The 17,468-nt window shown below is 44.9% G+C and carries 12 protein-coding genes; 5 read left to right on the forward strand and 7 right to left on the reverse strand.

The genetic code is table 11. The features are described 5' to 3' along the window. The coding region (locus QUB14_RS23040) for a sulfotransferase family 2 domain-containing protein (protein WP_333297333.1) at positions 1 to 2,132 on the reverse strand (2,132 nt) is incomplete at its 3' end. A 377-nt stretch (positions 2,133 to 2,509) separates the two neighbouring features. On the opposite strand from QUB14_RS23040, the gene QUB14_RS23045 reads away from it, so the two are divergent. Continuing rightward, positions 2,510 to 3,157 (forward strand): tetratricopeptide repeat protein, encoded by a 648-nt coding sequence (locus tag QUB14_RS23045; RefSeq protein WP_333219709.1) that lies wholly within the window; start codon positions 2,510 to 2,512, stop codon positions 3,155 to 3,157. Between the two features lie 89 nt (positions 3,158 to 3,246). On the opposite strand, the gene QUB14_RS23050 is transcribed toward QUB14_RS23045, so the two are convergent. The 5 genes from QUB14_RS23050 to nadD all read right to left on the reverse strand — a co-directional run bounded on the left by QUB14_RS23050 (position 3,247) and on the right by nadD (position 11,996). Beyond that, positions 3,247 to 7,872, reverse strand: coding sequence for an FkbM family methyltransferase (locus tag QUB14_RS23050; RefSeq protein ID WP_333219707.1), 4,626 nt, complete (start codon positions 7,870 to 7,872; stop codon positions 3,247 to 3,249). A gap of 377 nt (positions 7,873 to 8,249) precedes the next feature. Then, the gene (locus QUB14_RS23055; protein ID WP_333219706.1) at positions 8,250 to 8,600 is read right to left on the reverse strand and encodes a sugar phosphate nucleotidyltransferase; all 351 of its coding nucleotides are present in this window, start codon (positions 8,598 to 8,600) and stop codon (positions 8,250 to 8,252) included. A gap of 90 nt (positions 8,601 to 8,690) precedes the next feature. Continuing rightward, positions 8,691 to 9,650, reverse strand: a complete 960-nt coding sequence (locus QUB14_RS23060) for a GDP-mannose 4,6-dehydratase (protein WP_172185785.1) — start codon at positions 9,648 to 9,650, stop codon at positions 8,691 to 8,693. Positions 9,651 to 10,068: 418 nt separating this feature from the next. Continuing rightward, positions 10,069 to 11,088: a type I glyceraldehyde-3-phosphate dehydrogenase gene (locus QUB14_RS23065; protein WP_333212976.1), complete on the reverse strand. Its 1,020-nt coding sequence runs from the start codon at positions 11,086 to 11,088 to the stop codon at positions 10,069 to 10,071. 191 nt (positions 11,089 to 11,279) lie between these two features. Continuing rightward, positions 11,280 to 11,996 (reverse strand): nicotinate (nicotinamide) nucleotide adenylyltransferase, encoded by a 717-nt coding sequence (gene nadD, locus QUB14_RS23070; protein WP_333219703.1) that lies wholly within the window; start codon positions 11,994 to 11,996, stop codon positions 11,280 to 11,282. 962 nt (positions 11,997 to 12,958) lie between these two features. On the opposite strand from nadD, the gene murC reads away from it, so the two are divergent. The 4 genes from murC to QUB14_RS23090 all read left to right on the forward strand — a co-directional run bounded on the left by murC (position 12,959) and on the right by QUB14_RS23090 (position 16,719). Next, positions 12,959 to 14,515 carry a UDP-N-acetylmuramate--L-alanine ligase gene (gene murC / locus QUB14_RS23075; protein WP_190693567.1) on the forward strand — a complete coding sequence of 519 codons (1,557 nt, stop codon included), beginning with the start codon at positions 12,959 to 12,961 and terminating at the stop codon, positions 14,513 to 14,515. A 150-nt stretch (positions 14,516 to 14,665) separates the two neighbouring features. Next, complete coding sequence (murB, locus tag QUB14_RS23080; protein WP_190656399.1) at positions 14,666 to 15,622, forward strand: UDP-N-acetylmuramate dehydrogenase; 957 nt, start codon at positions 14,666 to 14,668, stop codon at positions 15,620 to 15,622. 62 nt (positions 15,623 to 15,684) lie between these two features. Next, positions 15,685 to 16,035, forward strand: coding sequence for a YbaB/EbfC family nucleoid-associated protein (locus QUB14_RS23085; protein WP_006634273.1), 351 nt, complete (start codon positions 15,685 to 15,687; stop codon positions 16,033 to 16,035). A 180-nt stretch (positions 16,036 to 16,215) separates the two neighbouring features. Next, on the forward strand, positions 16,216 to 16,719 hold the full coding sequence (locus QUB14_RS23090) for a low molecular weight protein-tyrosine-phosphatase (protein WP_190656397.1): 504 nt from the start codon (positions 16,216 to 16,218) through the stop codon (positions 16,717 to 16,719). 1 nt (position 16,720) lies between these two features. Here QUB14_RS23090 and QUB14_RS23095 read toward each other — a convergent pair whose 3' ends face one another. After that, entirely contained in the window at positions 16,721 to 17,227 is a 507-nt protein-coding gene (locus tag QUB14_RS23095) for a hypothetical protein (RefSeq protein ID WP_333219698.1), read from the reverse strand. Positions 17,228 to 17,468: the final 241 nt, after the last annotated feature.

Here is a 17,468-nt window from a genome sequence, read left to right on the forward strand (position 1 = left end):
TGAGATTGCTCCAATTCTCCCTGAGTCTGGTGCAGTTGAGCCTGAGATTGCTCCAATTCTCCCTGAGTCTGGTGCAGTTGAGCCTGAGATTGCTCCAATTCTCCCTGAGTCTGGTGCAGTTGAGCCTGAGATTGCTCCAATTCTCCCTGAGTCTGGTGCAGTTGAGCCTGAGATTGCTCCAATTCTCCCTGAGTCTGGTGCAGCTCCAACTGAGAGTGTACCAACACTGCTTGAGTTTGGTGCAGTTGAGACTGAGATTGCTCCAACTCTCCCTGAGTCTGGTGCAGTTGAGACTGAGATTGCTCCAACTCTCCCTGAGTCTGGTGCAGTTGAGTCTGAGATTGCTCCAATTCCGCCTGAGTCTGGTGCAGCTCCAACTGAGAGTGTACCAATACTGCTTGAGTTTGGTGCAGTTGAGACTGAGATTGTGCCAATTCCGTCTGAGTCTGGTGGTGTTGAGACTGAGATTGCTCCAATTCTCCCTGAGTCTGGTGCAGTTGAGTCTGAGATTGCTCCAATTCACCCTGAGTCTGGTGCAGCTCCAACTGGGATTGTGCGAATTGACTCTGTGCTTGATGCAATTGCGACTGAGACTGTTCACTAAGTTGCAGAAGCTGGTGGAATCCACCTAATTCATTCCTACGCTTTGCTCGCAAGTTCAGAGCCTCTTGATACAGTTCCATATCGAGACTATTGCTCTGTGCTAACTTCTTGACAATTTCGTTATCATCTAATATTTTTCGTAATTGAATATCATAATCAGGAAATGTATTAGCATTAGTAAAAAGAACGCTAATATCACTCCACCCCATCATCGTTTTTAAGTCTTCTAAGTCCGACTGGAAAAACTCCTGAAGTCCGACAAAGTAAAAATTACTCAAATGATTTTTTCCAATCAATTTAGCTACTATATTTCGCACGCCAGGAAGATTGGCAAACTCTACGATTCCCAAGACGTCCATATTGCGTGGAATACCAACCTTTTGCATCCGCCAAAAAAAGTAATTTGATATTAATCGCATTACAGGGTTTCTCAACCAGATTACTTTTTTAGCATTATGAAAATAGCCCTTGTACTTGTTTAAGGCAAAGTGACCATGAATAACTTTAATGTTTGCTGGTAAAGCAGATGGTTTAATTTGACTTTCGGGAACATTCACATTATCCCTGAAAACCGATTCAGTACCATAAACATCACTTAAAACTTGATAAAATGTTGTTCCTGCTGTTTTGGGTACATGAACCGATATTATTTCCACCTTCGCCTGAGTTTGATACTCGGGCTGGTTGTATTTCTCTAAATCTGTCTGAGGAGGGTGTAATTGCGCCTTGTCTTGATCCAATTCCACCCGATTTTTATAGGGCTTATTGTAAAACAGAGGGGTAGGATCGATATTTAAGTCTAAATGAAAATCGTTGGAAACCTTACAAAGCTCTATAACAGCGATCGCATTTGCAAAGGGGAAAGGATGGTTGTACTCTACATTACTAAGTTCTACCTCTTCTATTTCTTCCCAAAGCATTTTGACGCTATCCTTTGTTGGATCTCTATTAATTAATCTTAAGAAACTTGTACGGATGGCTTCTTGAGGAATTCCATATTTTTTTAAGAGTGCCAGATACTGTGCGCTGAACTGAATGTACCATCCTCCATCCGTAAGGACTCCAAAGGGAACTGTAATCAATGCTTTTCCCTCAAGAGCCAGCAAATCGTATATCTTCGCGATTGCCTTCAGTGGAGCTTCCCGATGATCGCCAATTTCTGTAGACTCACCGTAAGCACCGCCCGGAGCAAGTCCCTGACCTATATGTTCTACGGTAGAGATTGAAACTATAGCATCATATTTTTCCTCGGATTCAAGAGTCATTAAATCTTCGTTATCCACACCTATATCTATTTCAAATTTGTCTATAATTCTTCTTTTAATAACCCCCATCTGTTCGCCCAGTGAGCTTTCATAGCGCGAAAGTACGTTCCCCACTTCTAGAACACGGTCTGAATTTGGGAGATTAATCAGAAAGTTAAACCCAATCGAAACTTCAACCGCTCTTTCCGACGGATTGTTATACGGTATGCGATTGTAATATAACTCTTTTCCTTTAAATAAAAATGTTTTTTGCCAGTTTGTCATTTTAGTTCCTCCTTAACGGCAATTAGTTCAACCACAATAATACCTATATACCTCTATGAATTTTGTTGAAACAAATGTTTTCATGTAAGATATTTCATCTACTATTATCTGCACGACTTGGTGCATTTTGTACTTCGTCTCCTCTCCTGATTTTTCCTTGTTATTGGCTAGATTGCTTCGACCGAAGGCAACTTGCCTCAGTGTGGACAGACTGGTAGGGTTCGCAAAATGTTCCCCATGTCAACCGTAAATCCTCAATTCAGTATTTTACTGTGTTTGAGTAGGGTCAGGTCAGTCCAGTGAGTTCTTGTCTTGCTCGCACACTTCAGTTAAAATCAACTACGTTGCAAGTTTATCACAAGTGGCACTTATTCAAAATGAATGCAGAGAAAACGGCTGTAACCCATATCCACGAAGGAGATCATTTTCTAGAGTCAGGCAATTTAGATGAAGCGATCGCAGCCTACCGCCGTGCCATTGAGCTAAATCCTGACCTATCTTGGTCTCACCACAATTTAGGGGAAGCTCTAGCAAAACTCGGTCAATTCGAGGAAGCGATCGCATCTTACCGCCGCGCCATAGAACTCAACCCGGATTTTTCTTGGTCTTATCATCACTTGGGGGATGCTTTAGATCGACAGCAACAGTGGGAGGAAGCAGTGGCTGCCTTTCGTAAAGCTACTGAACTCAATGCCGATCACTTTGGTTCTTACTGTGGATTGGGGCAGAGTTTGGTGAAACTGGGCCGGTTAGATGAGGCGATCGCGGCTTACCGCCAAGCAAGTATTCTTAACCCGGATGTGGATTGGATTTACGGCTGCATAGCAGATCTTTTGCAGCAGCGAAGAGAGTTGGATTTGGAGGCTGCGATCGCCTCCTACCGCCGTGCAGTACAACTAAATCCAAATGACGTGCAAGCATACCGCAACCTGCTAAATATTCAACCAGATAACTTGGAAATTTATTTGGATTGGGGGAATGCTTTAGCGAAACAGGGGGATTGGCGGGGGGCGATCGACTTCTAGAGCAAGGAAATCTGGAGGAGGCGATTTGCTGTCGTTTTGATGTTGTTGGGGTGTTGTACTCAATCATAAAGTTAAACTCTGCTGATACTCTAAGCGACTCGAGCCTGAGCCAGCACATTTTTGAGCGCCTCAATATTAACAAGTGTATCTTCTAAGCCATCTTGATGATAAATGAGTTGACGGAAGTAAGGACATTCAATCCCTGACCCTATTAGATAGTGGTAGTCAAGTTCTCGGTGGTAGCTAATTATCGCACCAATTTGCACCATCTTGTGAGGTGAAAAAATTTCGATAACTTTAGTTCCTGGTTGGCAGAATACAAGGTTGCTTACTGCTGAGCCGTGCATCAATATTACCACTTTAGCCTCAGCCATCATTGCTACTTGTTCTGCCAATGATAGTGACTCAGCAAATACCTTTGTAAAGCCCAGCTCGTTCAAAACCTTTAAAACTTCATCTTCATTAATGATTTTACGGCTATTGGCTGCACTGCGGCTAATATATATGCGATCGCCAAACGCAGATTTTGACTGCTCCGCTAACGGCAGAAACTTACTGTTGAGAAAATCGCAAGACCATTGAGTCGGCAAACAGATAGTTCCTGGATAAGACGGAACTACTAATTTATTAGCTTGCACGTGGGGATACTTGTTAGTCTCTACGAGTTGATTCTCCCCAATTCCCAAAACAGCCAAAGTTTCTTTTTGAAATTGCTTATTGTAGCCACTAATTAAAAACTTATCGATTGCCTCCAACCCGTACCCACTGAGCTGTAGCAATCCAATCCTCGGCAGTAAATCCAGCATCCAATGGTAATAAACGTGACCTGTATCTACAGCTAAAACCGCTACCGTGCCATCAATATGATGCACAGGCGGTATGTTGTTTGCTGTTAAAATAGGGTGCTGCTCTAGAGGAATGCCAGGACCACTAGAAAGATTGAGAATAAGCTTGTTATCTGAACTTATAACGGCTGTATGGGTATTGCTGTACAGTTCACAATACCGCCCGTCTGGTATCGCAGCTACAAAGGTTTCCCTTACATCAAATTGGCTCCAAAGTAGCAGTAGAGGATGAACATTTTTATCTATTGTTTTTGGTAGAGGTGAGATACTAACTTGATGGGGAGGATGTATTTCTATATAGTTGGTTGACTCCCAATTAAAAGCAATCGCCCACGCTTTTGCTGTCGCATAAAATCCTTGAGGATGTGTAACTAGCCGTGCTTTTTGGAAATAAACTTGTGCCTCTTCCAACTTGCCTTGTTGCTTCAAAGCAGTTCCCATATCGAAACATACTTCAGCAGCTAAATCCGGGGAATTTGGTTGAATTGATAGTGATTTTTGATAAGCCAGTATGTCCCAACCTAAATGACCAGCAGCAAAGCGCAGTTTTCCTAAACAAGCATAGAACTCCGCTGAATGTGGTTCATTTAGTAAAGCTTTAAAGAATCTCGCTCTTAAAGCTAGCGGTGCATCAAGTTGGTTTTGTCTGGCTAGCTCGTCTGCCAAACGGCAGTAAGCTAATGCTAAGTCTGGCTTTAGCTTCAAAGCATGATGGTAAGCAGCGATCGCATCATCCCATTTACCTTGCTGTACCCAGTGACTTCCGATCCGCCAGTAAGTTTCTGCTTCTGAAGGTGAGCCGATAGACTCCCACACCCTCTTAAACTCTAATGATTGGCTAATTATGTTAAGGATTCCTCTGCGCGTGATCTTATTTTCTGGAAGTTGTTGAACATACCATCGTTGGCTTTCTATATCGATATCACGGATTAAATAGGCGCGGTAAGCTGCTTGCACAAAATCTTCATCCCGCAAGTGATAATTGTTCAGTAAAAACTCTACGTTATTTAGAAGAATTTTCTCTGCTATATCAATAGTCTTAAGTTGAGCCTCTTCCTTCCACAACAGAGGGTCACTGTTCCAAGGATCGAACGGGATTAGTTTCTGTGCTGACCAATCGGGACGGAAAAAGAACTTGCCTGTTTCGCTGAGCATACACGCTGCAAACGAAAAGCTGCTATTTGAGATAGCGACAATATCGCACTGGCTCAATAAGTAAAAATCTAGATAAAACTCTGCTTCAGCCAAATCTACACCTAAATCTTTGGCCGTTACTGGGTTGTATTCTGCAAAATCTCCGATAACTTTTTCTATTTCGTCGCTAGCAATGAATAGTACAGGTTCATCAAGCCTTTCCCACAGACCCGTGAGCCACTCTTTATACCATTCGCTAGGTGCTGGCAAGAAAGGTACTGTATTAAATTGGCAGTAGTCCCCGCGGCGCAGGTGCAGACCTACAACTGTTTTGCCTAGAGAACGCAGGCAAGCGATCGCAGCTTGCATTTTTGCTTCAACTTCTGCCGCTGGTTTAAATAGCGAGCGCACGTAATCTTTGTAGGGAGCGTAATATTTTGTGTGGTACTGGCAGTAACCCGAAAAGTCTACATTTTTGTAAATTGTTGGCGAATTGGGGATGATAGCTTCAGCAAACCAAACAGAAAATGTTCCATCTTGTTGCCTAACTTCTTTAATTTGAGGTAATTTCTGAGAAATCGGCTGGTCTTGATGACCAAATAGATATTGTCCGATCCAAGCAGGTGTCTCGCACCGGAGATTATGCTGTTTGGCATAGATTCTTAAAAAAGCGTACTCAAATATCTGGTTGCCAAATCGATTGATGTCAAGTTCCGACATAGTAACGGCTGGCTTTTTGACATAAAACGCATCCCCCCAAGACGGGTGAAGCGGGGTTGTTGTTGCAGCACGATCGAAACCGTAATTAGCCAAAAATTCATCTATTTGGTCAATCAACGCGCAGCCTTCGTACAGTTCTTCGTAATTTACTTCTGTGTTAATTGCTTCTACACCTTTGAGTAAGTTAGTCGCTCCTTGCAAAGCCAAAAGTTCTGCACCTTGGATATCTATGTTGATGATATTAAAATCCGCCGCTTCCAATTCCAGTTCTTGCAGCAGGGTATCTAGAGTTTTTGATTCTACTGTTACTTGGTGAGTTTCCTGAATGGTGGGATAAATCTCTGCATGAAGCTTTAACGGCAAAATCGAACTGCTTTGATCCATTGAAGTGACGTGCAAGTTTACCGTGCCATTTCGATCGCTCACAGCACAATTAACTGCTTGCACGTTGGGGAATTCTGCTATTTTTATCTGCAATCTTTCAAACACTTCTGGATTAGCTTCGATATACAATACCCTTTGCACGCCCATTGCTTGGTACAATCCTGTTTCATGACCTTCGTGGGCTCCAACGTGAACAACACCTCGCGGAACGATGGAATGCTGCGTACAAAGTTGCTGTAAATCCAGCATTTGGGGTGCTTCACCCAAAACTGTCGATCGAAAACGTTCGTTTACTGCTAAAAAAATGCTCCACTGATAATTTTCATAATCTGGCTGAAAATTATGGCAATACTCTAATCCATCTGGTTGAATCTTAAATATTGCATACCGCAAATTTTGAAAATATTCAAAAACTTGTTTTAGAGTTTTTTTCGAGTCTATGTAAGTGCCACCGTATTCAAATTGAATGTAATCAATTTTTCCCTTACTTAATAATTTTTCTGCTCCCTCTAGTACATCTAATTCGCCACCTTCCACATCTATCTTTAAAAAATTAATGTGGCTAATTTCTTGTCTTTGACAGTAATTATCTATAGTAGTTGTCAAAACATTTAGAATTTGAGGTGGCTTAATATCATATTCCTTTTCCGCCTGCAACCTCCGGTAAAATGTACTCCATTCCGGAGACTCTTGGTAATAAGCAAACTGATTTGATTCTTCTTGTTTCCCTAGCGCATAGTTATTGGCAATAATTTGACTATTACAAATTCCTTCTGCTAAATTTTGTAAAAGAATTTTGTAAATTTTAGGAACTGGTTCAAACAGATGGATCTCTGTTTTAGGAAATTGATTAAATACTTCCTCACTCCAACTGCCAACATTGGCACCTACATCAAAAACTACTTGCCCGGATGCGATGAATCTTTCGATACACAGCAATTCGCCGCTGTGCAAGGTTGTCTTGGCTCCGGCTCTAGGTTTTGCCTGTTTTTCAGGCAATGCAGGTGCTGGCTGTTGGAGCAAGTGCACTTGATTTTCCCATGCCTTTGTGCTAACTTCCTGACTATACTGAGCCACGAGTAATTTGGCTCCTTCGGGAACAGAAACTATTACATCTTCAACTATAACGGTATACCGACTTCTTCCAGAATTCAACAAACTGGTAACAGCATCAATAGTCGGCCACTCCTCTATACGGTGAGGGCTCGGGGGGGGACATAAAAAAAGGCGGGCATCATCTATCAGGATAAAGTGATCGCATTCAGAATCGTTGATAATTTGCAACTCTTCCAGCAGCGGACACTCCTCAGATTCTCCATATGTTATTCCCCCGCTCCAGTGAGCGTCTAGCCAAAAAATACAAGGTTCCTTGAGTGTGGGTACAATTGCTGCAAGCTGCTCTTTTGAGTTTCCCAATACGAAGTTTATATTTCTTAAGTGACCGTAGTTGTTTACTACTGACTCATATATTTCTTTAGCTGCTTCGATTGTTATAACTTTTGGAAAATACTGTGCAGCCCACAATGCCGTTGCACCGCAGTTAGTGCCAGTTTCAATAAAACCTTGCAAATTGTATGCCTCTTTCAATGCTATTGCTAGCTCGGTTGGCACTCCTCCTCTGATTAAACCCATTCTAATTACTCCTTATCTAAAATTGGGAATACGTACATCTGAAAGATGGTTACAGCTCTAGCTTGTGTCTGAAATATGTGTGTGTATTTTTTTGCTTGTTTGGGAGCTTTATTGCCTTCACTACAGCTCCTTTCCATCAGCTTATAAGGATTGAAAGCGATAACCATTTGTTCCCGCTAATCTAATTTTACAGTTTTCCCCGGCATTCCTGCTCACAGTCGCCCCAACCACGATCCAGGCCAGTGAGTAAGGTTTTCACTTAACTCACTTTCATTAAAATACCATGCTGGTTGCTCGATCACAAAATCAGAATGTCGATCAACAAACTCAGCCGCCGCAGTACGATGAGCCCTCTTCCACTCAGGCTCATCAGTAATTTATTTCTCCACACGTTTCACCCCCCAGTCATGGTGTCTTGGCCGTGTTTCCGCCAGTGTCACCTTAAAATCTTGCTTCTGGTGTTCTTCGTGATAGGTAATCTGATTTTGGCGATCCAAGCAAATAGTAAAATCATTATTCATCGCTTCATAATTGAGGAAAGACTCCTTAATCATGTTGCCCCCATAACCCAAACACACAAGAAAATTTTGAAAGCCGTAATGGGCATCGGTCTTAATAATATGCCAGAGAATTGGATACCCGCCCACATCTACTAGGGGCTTAGGACGAAATTCTGTTTCTTCTCGGAGACGTGTCCCCAAACCGCCTGCTAATATAACTACTTGCATTGTTTCACATCTTTAAAAGGGTACACAACCGCTGATAATTCACAACAGGTATTTATTGCAAACAAAGAGCTATATTTTCTAAAAAAATACTCACACCTTACCCATCCTCGCTTCCACCATCATCCGCACCACATCGGGCATTTTATATTTGGCCTCCCAGCCCAATTTTTCTTTTGCCTTACCCGGATTCCCCCTCCCAACTGCAATCTCCGTCGGTCTGTAAAGACTCGCATCGGTTACTAAATGTTCCTGCCAATCCAAACCCGCAGAAACAAACGCTGTCTGCACAAACTCCTCCAAAGGATAGCTTACACCCGTGGCAATTACATAATCGTCCGGTTCTTCCTGCTGCAACATCAAATACATCGCCTCCACATATTCCGGCGCCCAACCCCAGTCCCGCTGCACTGAAATATTTCCCAAATGCAGTTTTTCGGAACTACCCGCAGCAATTCGACACACAACAGATACAATCTTTTGCGTTACAAACCTCTCTGGCCGCAGCGACGACTCGTGATTGAACAAAATACCAGAACACGCAAACAAATTGTACGCTTCTCGATAATTCGCTACTTCCCAAAATGCCGTTGCTTTCGCCACCGCGTAAGGACTTCTGGGGCGAAAAGGCGTATTTTCATCGGCTGGATTGCCTCGGGTATCCCCAAAACATTCGCTGGAACTGGCATTGTAAAGTTTAATTTTGCCACCAGTAAACCGAATTGCTTCTAACAGATTCAATGTGCCTGTGGCAATGCTTTCGAGGGTTTCTACGGGTTGTTCAAAAGACAGACCGACGGAACTTTGACCTGCTAGATTGTACACCTCATCTGGCTCTATTTTGGCAAGCACTTGCAAGACGCTGCGAAAATCGTTGAGCGACATGGATTCTAGTTTTACTCTGTCTCGGATGCCCAAACGGGCCAGGTTTCCGAAACTAGACATTTGGGCGTCCCTGGAGGTGCCACAAACTTCATAACCTCGATCGAGCAACAGTTTAGCTAAATAAGCTCCGTCCTGGCCTGATATACCGCTAATTAACGCTTTTTTCATATCACATTTTGCTTTGAAAACTCTACCGTAGCTGTTGCTATTTTTCCACTTGTTTAGCTTTTATATTCGTAATTTTTATTATTTTTAATATTTGGGATTTTCCGGTGCCTTACCAGAGCAAGTTTAAGCACTTACTACAAACAAACTACAAATTTATCATCAAGCCGGCCCGAAAGCCCGATCGCAGTATTATTGCAAAAAGTTCGATAGCTGGGAGTAGCAGCATACAGATATCGGGTAGGGACACGGCACTGCCATGTCCCTACGATATTTCATTTTGTACTCGCCAACTATCGACTGCCAAAAGTCTCTAGCGCTCGAAAACAGAAATAACCAGTTAGCTAGAAATCGACTCAAAAGTAAAAAATATCAGGATTTTTTACCTTCTGCCGAATGACTAATGCCTTCTACCTTCGGATTAAGCTTCCCAACGTTCGGCGACCAATTCAGCCAAGTCAACCACCCGCTGACTGTAGCCCCATTCATTGTCGTACCAAGCCAAAACCTTTACCATGTCGCCATCCATCACCAGCGTTAAGCTGGAATCCAGAATCGAAGAAGCATCACTTCCGCGATAGTCGCATGAAACTAAAGGCAAATCGTTGTACTCCAAAATCCCTTTCATGGAGCCTTCGGCGGCTTCTTTGAACACTTGATTTACTTGCTCGGTAAAAGTCTTTTTCTCTACCTGAGCCACAAAATCAACTACCGACACATTAGGAGTCGGCACGCGCATGGCAATACCATTTAACTTGCCCTTCAATTCTGGAATCACCAAAGCCACAGCTTGGGCTGCTCCGGTAGAAGTCGGCACAATATTCATTGCTGCCGCCCGCGCCCGCCGCAAGTCGCGGTGGCTGGCATCCAGCAAGCGCTGGTCCCCAGTATAGCTGTGGGTAGTGGTCATCATGCCTTTGACGATGCCAAAATTTTCGTGCAGCACTTTCAGTACAGGAGCCAGACAGTTGGTAGTACAGCTAGCATTGCTGATGACTGTGTAGTCACTGTGCTTGTAGTTGTGGTGGTTGACTCCCATCACATAAGTGCCAACTTCAGAACCCTTGCCGGGAGCGGTAATTAGCACTTTTTTAGCGCCGGCAGTGATATGCTTCGATGCACCAGCTTGGTCAACGAAGACACCGGTCGATTCAATAATCAGATCAATACCCCAATCTTTCCAAGGCAAGTTTAGCGGATTGCGATCGCTCACGCATTTAACTGTCTTCCCATTTAGGGTAATGGAATTTTCATCCGCACTGATGTCCACATTCTTCAACGTTCCCATCATGGAATCGTATCTCAGCAAGTGAGCATTACTTCTGGGATCGGAAGTGTCATTAATAGCTACCAACTCTAGCTGGCTGTTTTCTCTGCCCAGCCAGCAGCGCGCAAAACTGCGCCCGATACGTCCAAAACCATTGATCGCGACTCGAATCACTTTAGTACCTCCTAACGATGGCAGCCCTTAGCTCAGGCTTAAATTTTGGAAAAATTTAAGAATTGACTTATGAGACAAGATCATATCGCAAAGGTCGATCCTTTCTAACTTTTTGTGTCGATCAAAAAAGCTTGAACTTTTCTAGAAGGGTGAAATTGCAAGGCCCAAGGCATTAGGCTTTGTGCCGCTGGTTACTGGTAAAGCTGATGGGCTGCAATATAAGTCCCGACAACTTCCGGGACTAAGTAGCGGAGGTCGATCCTTTCGGCGCAGCAGCGGCGGATGTGGCTCGACGAAATCTCGATCGCAGGCATGGAAAGCACCTCCCAGCGAATCTCCACGTCCAAAAGAGCCATTTGTTCGGCAACTCGTCGGCCCACAGCATTTGCCTGAACCTGCATCCTGTCCCCCGCAGAAGTGAGGGGTTTTCCACCCGGACAATCTCCCCACTCGGACAGTTCCCCTATCTCCCCGCTTTCTGCTGTCTCTCGCTCTCCCTGAGTCGGACGTGGGGCCACCAACCAGTCGCACAACCCGGCAATTTCGCCGCACCGGTGCCATTTGGGGAGAGTAAGGAGTGCGTCACTACCAATAATCCAGTACCACCGATGATCGCCTGGATACAATTTTTGCAAATACAGCAGGGTGTCGATCGCAAAAGAACTGTCGGAGGGATTTGCCGACCGCGGCGAAATTAGGAAGTCGGGGCGATCGGCGATCGCCAGAGCGAGCATTTCCCGCCGCTGCTCAAAACTTGCCAAATCCGGGCGCCACTTGTGAGGAGGAGAGCGATCCGCTACCCAAATGACTCGATCGAGAGCAAATTGACTCGCAGCCGTCTCGGCTACCAACACGTGACCCCAGTGAACCGGATCGAAAGTCCCCCCCAAAATCGCTATTTTCCCCATATTTCCCCAAAATCAGGATTAATACAGACATCGCGCCAATTTTATGTTTATACACTTTTAACCATAAGCTCGTTTATTAGAAAACCCTCGCTTCACATTGGGGACAAACGCTTGGACGACCCTAGTTTCGACGATCGTCCTGGAGGCTAAAACCGATTTTGTTCACCCCCTTAATTCGTTCAAACCTTCAATCCGAGTTCAAAAACCCGGTTCTGAGGGTCGGAGTGGTTCCGGGACTCGGTGATTAACCTTGCCAATATTAATCCCAACTTGTTTTGATTGCGCGATCGACCGCCTGAGCATTCGTTGGTTGGCGGGTCAAAAAGTTTTGACAGTAGATATACTTTTTAGCGCAGTGGTAAAAACTTTCAGGGCTGCCAAGAGGGTTCATCGGCTTCTCGATCGAGCCCATGATTTGGTTGGCTCAATGGCTATTCGACTATTCCGACTAACTACATAACTTATATATACAATATAGTAAAAATATATACTATAGCTGCGCTCGTGTCAATCTCTGACTTGGGCGAGATAATGACCGTAAAGGTAGATTTATGACTGTAAAAGGAGCGAAATTTGGTTATACGTGGTAGTGTTTGTAAATCCTTATGGGTTTTACCCTCAATCTTGGTAGAAAGGTTGTGGGGCTTTTGCTACCGTATCCGAGCACAGCAGGCGGATAGAAATAGAAAGAATGCAGGAGTATGCAAGCACCCAAATTAGTCTGTTGGGCCAGACCCCAGACCGCGTTTTCTGTTACCTGCTATTTTCGAGCTGTGACTGTTCCGGAAAACTACTCGGTACTAAGTCATATAGGATACAAGACAAACATCTCTACAAGTCCCGCAAATCTAGGGACGCGCAGAGAATTTTGTACAAAATCTCTAGCGAACTGTATCCTGAAAAAACAATTCTTGATATGATATCGCGTGTTATTGGCGTGGTGTGGTGTGTGAGGAGCGAAGATGCCGAGTTCTGTTGATTTCAGCGGTAGACCATTTCATTTCATCGGCATTGGTGGGATTGGGATGTCAGCCCTAGCCTACATTCTAGCTAAACGCAAGTTGCCTGTGTACGGCTCCGACATTAAATCGAGTCACATAACCGAGCGCTTGCAAGGAATGGGAGCTCATATTTTTTGGAGTCAAGACGCCAGCAATTTTGAACTATTTCAAACGGCCCTTAACGGTAGCAGTCCCGACTGCGGCCAACAGGAAAGGGCAGTATCCTCGATAGTCGCGGGTACGGTAGGGACTTCTGTCGCGACAGCCGAAGCTCTCCAATTGAACGGCAACGGTTCAAGCGCCCAAGCAATTGGGGGATTGCCTCAAGTAGTATGTTCGACGGCTATTCACCCAGCCAATGCCGAATATCGAGCTGCTTTAGATTTGGGCTGTCCGATTTTTCATCGATCGGATGTGTTGGCAGCCTTAATTCAAGATTACCAAAGCATAGCGGTAGCCGGGACTCACGGCAAAACTACTACTAGCAGCTTAATCGGCTTCATGCTGATGGCGGCGGGTCTAGACCCGACGATCGTGGTAGGAGGCGAGGTAAATGCTTGGGAAGGCAATGCCCGTTTGGGAGAAGGCCCCTACTTAGTTGCCGAGGCTGATGAATCCGACGGTTCTCTCGTCAAGCTGGTTGCCAAAATTGGCATAGTGACGAATGTAGAACTGGATCATCCAGACCATTACGATACCCTTGACCAAGTAATAGACACATTTAAGGTGTTTGCCCAAAACTGTCAAACCTTGGTGGGCTGCATTGACGACCAAATCGTCAAAGACTGCCTTCAGCCTCATGTCAGTTATAGCTTGCAGCCGGACAGCGGTGCTGACTACACGGTTTCGGGCGTGGAGTACGGAGCAGAAAGCACCAAGGCACGGATTTGGGAGCGAGGAACTTTCCTAGGGGAAATCGAGTTGAAGTTGCTGGGTACACACAATCTCAGCAATGCACTAGCTGCGGTAGCAGTAGGCCGATTGTTGGGGTTAGAGTTTTCGGCGATTGCCAAAGCGATTGCTGGCTTTGAAGGAGCTCGCCGCCGTTTTGAGGTGCGGGGTTTTCACAATGACATCCTGTTTGTGGACGACTACGCCCACCATCCTAGCGAAATTCGTGTCACCTTGGCGGCGGCTCGCTTGCGGATCGAAGGTAGCGAAAAAAATCCCAAATCCCGAAGAGTGGTTGCAATTTTTCAACCCCACCGTTACAGCCGGACTCTGACATTTTTGCCAGAATTTGCTCAATCTTTTGGGGATGCTGATTTGGTTGTGGCTTGCGATATTTATAGTGCTGGGGAACCGAATTTAGGAGAGATTAGCGGGCAGCAGGTTGCTGATTTGATTGCTAAAGAAGGCCGAGAGGTTGAGTTTGCGCCTTCCCTGGAGTCAGTCACTAAGTTTTTAACCAAAAATCTGCAACCGGGGGATTTGGCTCTGTTTTTGGGTGCTGGTAATCTGAATCAGATTATTCCAGAGGTTATGGCTTTTTATCAACAAGCCGATCGCCCCGATTAGCTCGCCAACTGAGTAGAGTCGATCGACATTATGGCGTTGCACGTTGTGCCGAAACTTCTGTCGGGCGGCTCGCTCAAAGCGGCCACATAAGTTAGCTAAATGGATTTTCAACCACGTCTTTGAGCGAAGGTATTTTTAAGGATTTTCAAGATGGTGACTATCTCGAATGACTCCTCTGTTAAGGACAATCGGCGAGTGTATTCTCCTATTTCTTTGCGGGGAACTGATTGCAAGATTAATTCCCAAGTTTCGCTGGCGGGCCTGACTTCCTTCCGAGTCGGTGGCCCGGCCGAGTGGTACGTTGCTCCCCGCAGTATGGAGGCTTTGCAAGCGAGTTTTGCCTGGGCACACGATGAAGGGATGCCGGTGACTCTGCTGGGTGCGGGTTCTAATTTGTTGGTGAGCGATCGGGGTTTGTCCGGTTTGGTCGTCGCCACTCGCTACCTGAAACAGGTGAATTTTAATGCAGAAACAGGTCAAGTGACAGCGGGGGCGGGAGAGTCAATTCCCCGCCTCGCTTGGTTGGCCGCTAAACGGGGCTGGAAAGGTCTAGAATGGGCAGTCGGCATACCGGGTACAGTGGGAGGGGCTGTGGTGATGAATGCAGGCGCTCACAGAGGCTGTACTGCTGATATTCTAGTCAATGCTCGCGTCCTATCCCCTGGTGGTAAGGTGGAAATTCTGACTCCCCAAGAGTTGGAGTACCGCTACCGGACTTCGGTGCTGCAAGGGGGCGATCGGCTAGTAACAGAAGCGACTTTCCAGTTACAGCCGGGATTCGACCGATCGCAAGTAATGGCAGAAACTAATGACCATTTCAGCCAGCGGCGGACAACTCAACCTTACCACTTACCGAGTTGTGGCTCAGTCTTCCGCAACCCCGGCCCCAAGACTGCAGGTTGGTTCATCGAACAGGCGGGACTGAAGGGATATCAGATCGGAGGCGCACAAGTGGCTCAGCGCCATGCTAATTTTATTCTTAACTGCGGGTCGGCAACGGCCAATGATATTTTTCAAGTGATCCGCCACGTTCAACAGCAAGTCGAGCAGCGGTGGTCGCTGTTGTTGGAGCCAGAAGTTAGAATACTGGGAGAGTTTCCCTTCTAAGGCATCATTGAAGTAATACGGAAACGGCAGACTGCCAGCCCACACACCATCACAAAGTAGTTATGACAAAATCAGGACAAGGATTTGGCTTCGGCCTTGGAAAAATGAAAGAACTGACTGAAGCTTTCAAAAAAGCTCAGCAGGTTCAAGAAGGAGCTAAAAAGCTCCAAGAAGAGTTGGATGTAATGGAAATTGAGGGAACTGCCGGCGGCGGCTTGGTCAAGGTTTTTCTCAGCGGCAACCAAGAACCCCGCCGCGTGGAAATCTCACCGGATGCCCTCGGTGAAGGTGCTGATGTGGTTTCTGAACTCGTCACGGTGGCGATGCAGGATGCTTACGCTAAGTCTACGATGACGATGCGGGAGAAAATGGAAGAACTCACCGGTGGACTAAATCTCCCCGGTTTCGGTTAATCATGAGTCATCAGTCATGAGTCATCAGTCATTAGTGGTTAGCTATCTGTGTTTAAAAAGGAATCTATAGCTAATGACTGATTGATTTCTATCAAGCACGAAAATTTTGGAAAAAGGGGAAAGGAAAAATTTTCTTTCTTCTTTCCCATTAAAAATTACCAATTACTAATTATCAATTAAATGTCTTATAAGTTATTGTTTGTCTGCCTCGGAAACATCTGCCGATCGCCCTCAGCAGAAAATATTATGAATCACTTAATTAAAGAAGCTGGTTTGAGCGATCGTATCACCTGCGATTCGGCCGGAACTGCTAGCTATCACATTGGCAGCCCCCCTGACAGGCGGATGGCATTGGCGGCGAGGAAGCGAGACATTGAATTGCTAGGCGAAGCCCGCCAATTTGCCAGGAAAGATTTTGAAAATTTTGATTTGATTCTGGCCATGGATCGGGAAAATTATCGCAATATTCTTGCCCTGGATGCGGCTGGAAAGTATAAAGATAAAGTGCGACTGATGTGCGATTTTTGCCAGAAATACGACCTTAAAGAAGTGCCTGATCCTTACTACGGTGGCCCGGAGGGATTTGATCGAGTAATTGATTTGCTGCTAGACGCTTCAGAGGGTTTGTTAGAGTACGTTGTCAGTCGGAAAAATTTAACCGTTGGCGGTCAGCAATCAATTTAAATTAAAAAACTGCCTTTTTCCGCCCGAATATTAGCAATGCTGTAGGGGGGACAACGCTAACAAAACTCGTAACTAGGGATATCACAGTTGTTCCCGCTCCTCCTCCCAAAATGATACTGGGTGACAAAGAAAAAGTTAAACTTGTCAATACAAAATGGGGAGAATTGATACTCAAAGCAGCAATTGGCAGCAAAATAGATGGATACCAAGGCATTAGCCAAGGTGTAGCCAACAAAAACAAAGTGAGAGTCGTCCATCCAATATCTGATACCAAATTAATTTCCGAATCTTTTTTGCGGAATAATGATTTAATTAACGTCCCTGCATAGTAAAAAATCCAGCTTAAATACGCAAAATATTTGAGGAATGATAGAATACTTTCCCTAGTTTCAACACTTACATTGGGCAAAAAATCCATAAATAAATTGATCGCATGGTGAAACGATCGAGCAGTCGCCCCGGCGGTTCCCGGATTTAAAAGACTTCTCCAAGCTGAAACTGTTGGCATAAATGTATAATACCAAATCCGGGTTAGCTACCCCCGTTATGATGGCAAAAAAAACTGCACTCACTTGTATTGGTTTAAAACTCCCAACTAGGAGAGAAATTGGGCAAGAAAGCTGTCACCTATTTCAGGGAATTTAGCGAATTTAATAATTACTAAACAAGTGAATAAGCTGTTGTGCATTTAAAACGCATATTGGTATAATATAACATAATGATATTCAGAAAAAGTGAATGCCTGCTAA

The organism is Microcoleus sp. B3-D2 (genome assembly GCF_036705345.1).
Taxonomy (GTDB): Bacteria; Cyanobacteriota; Cyanobacteriia; order Cyanobacteriales; family Microcoleaceae; genus Microcoleus.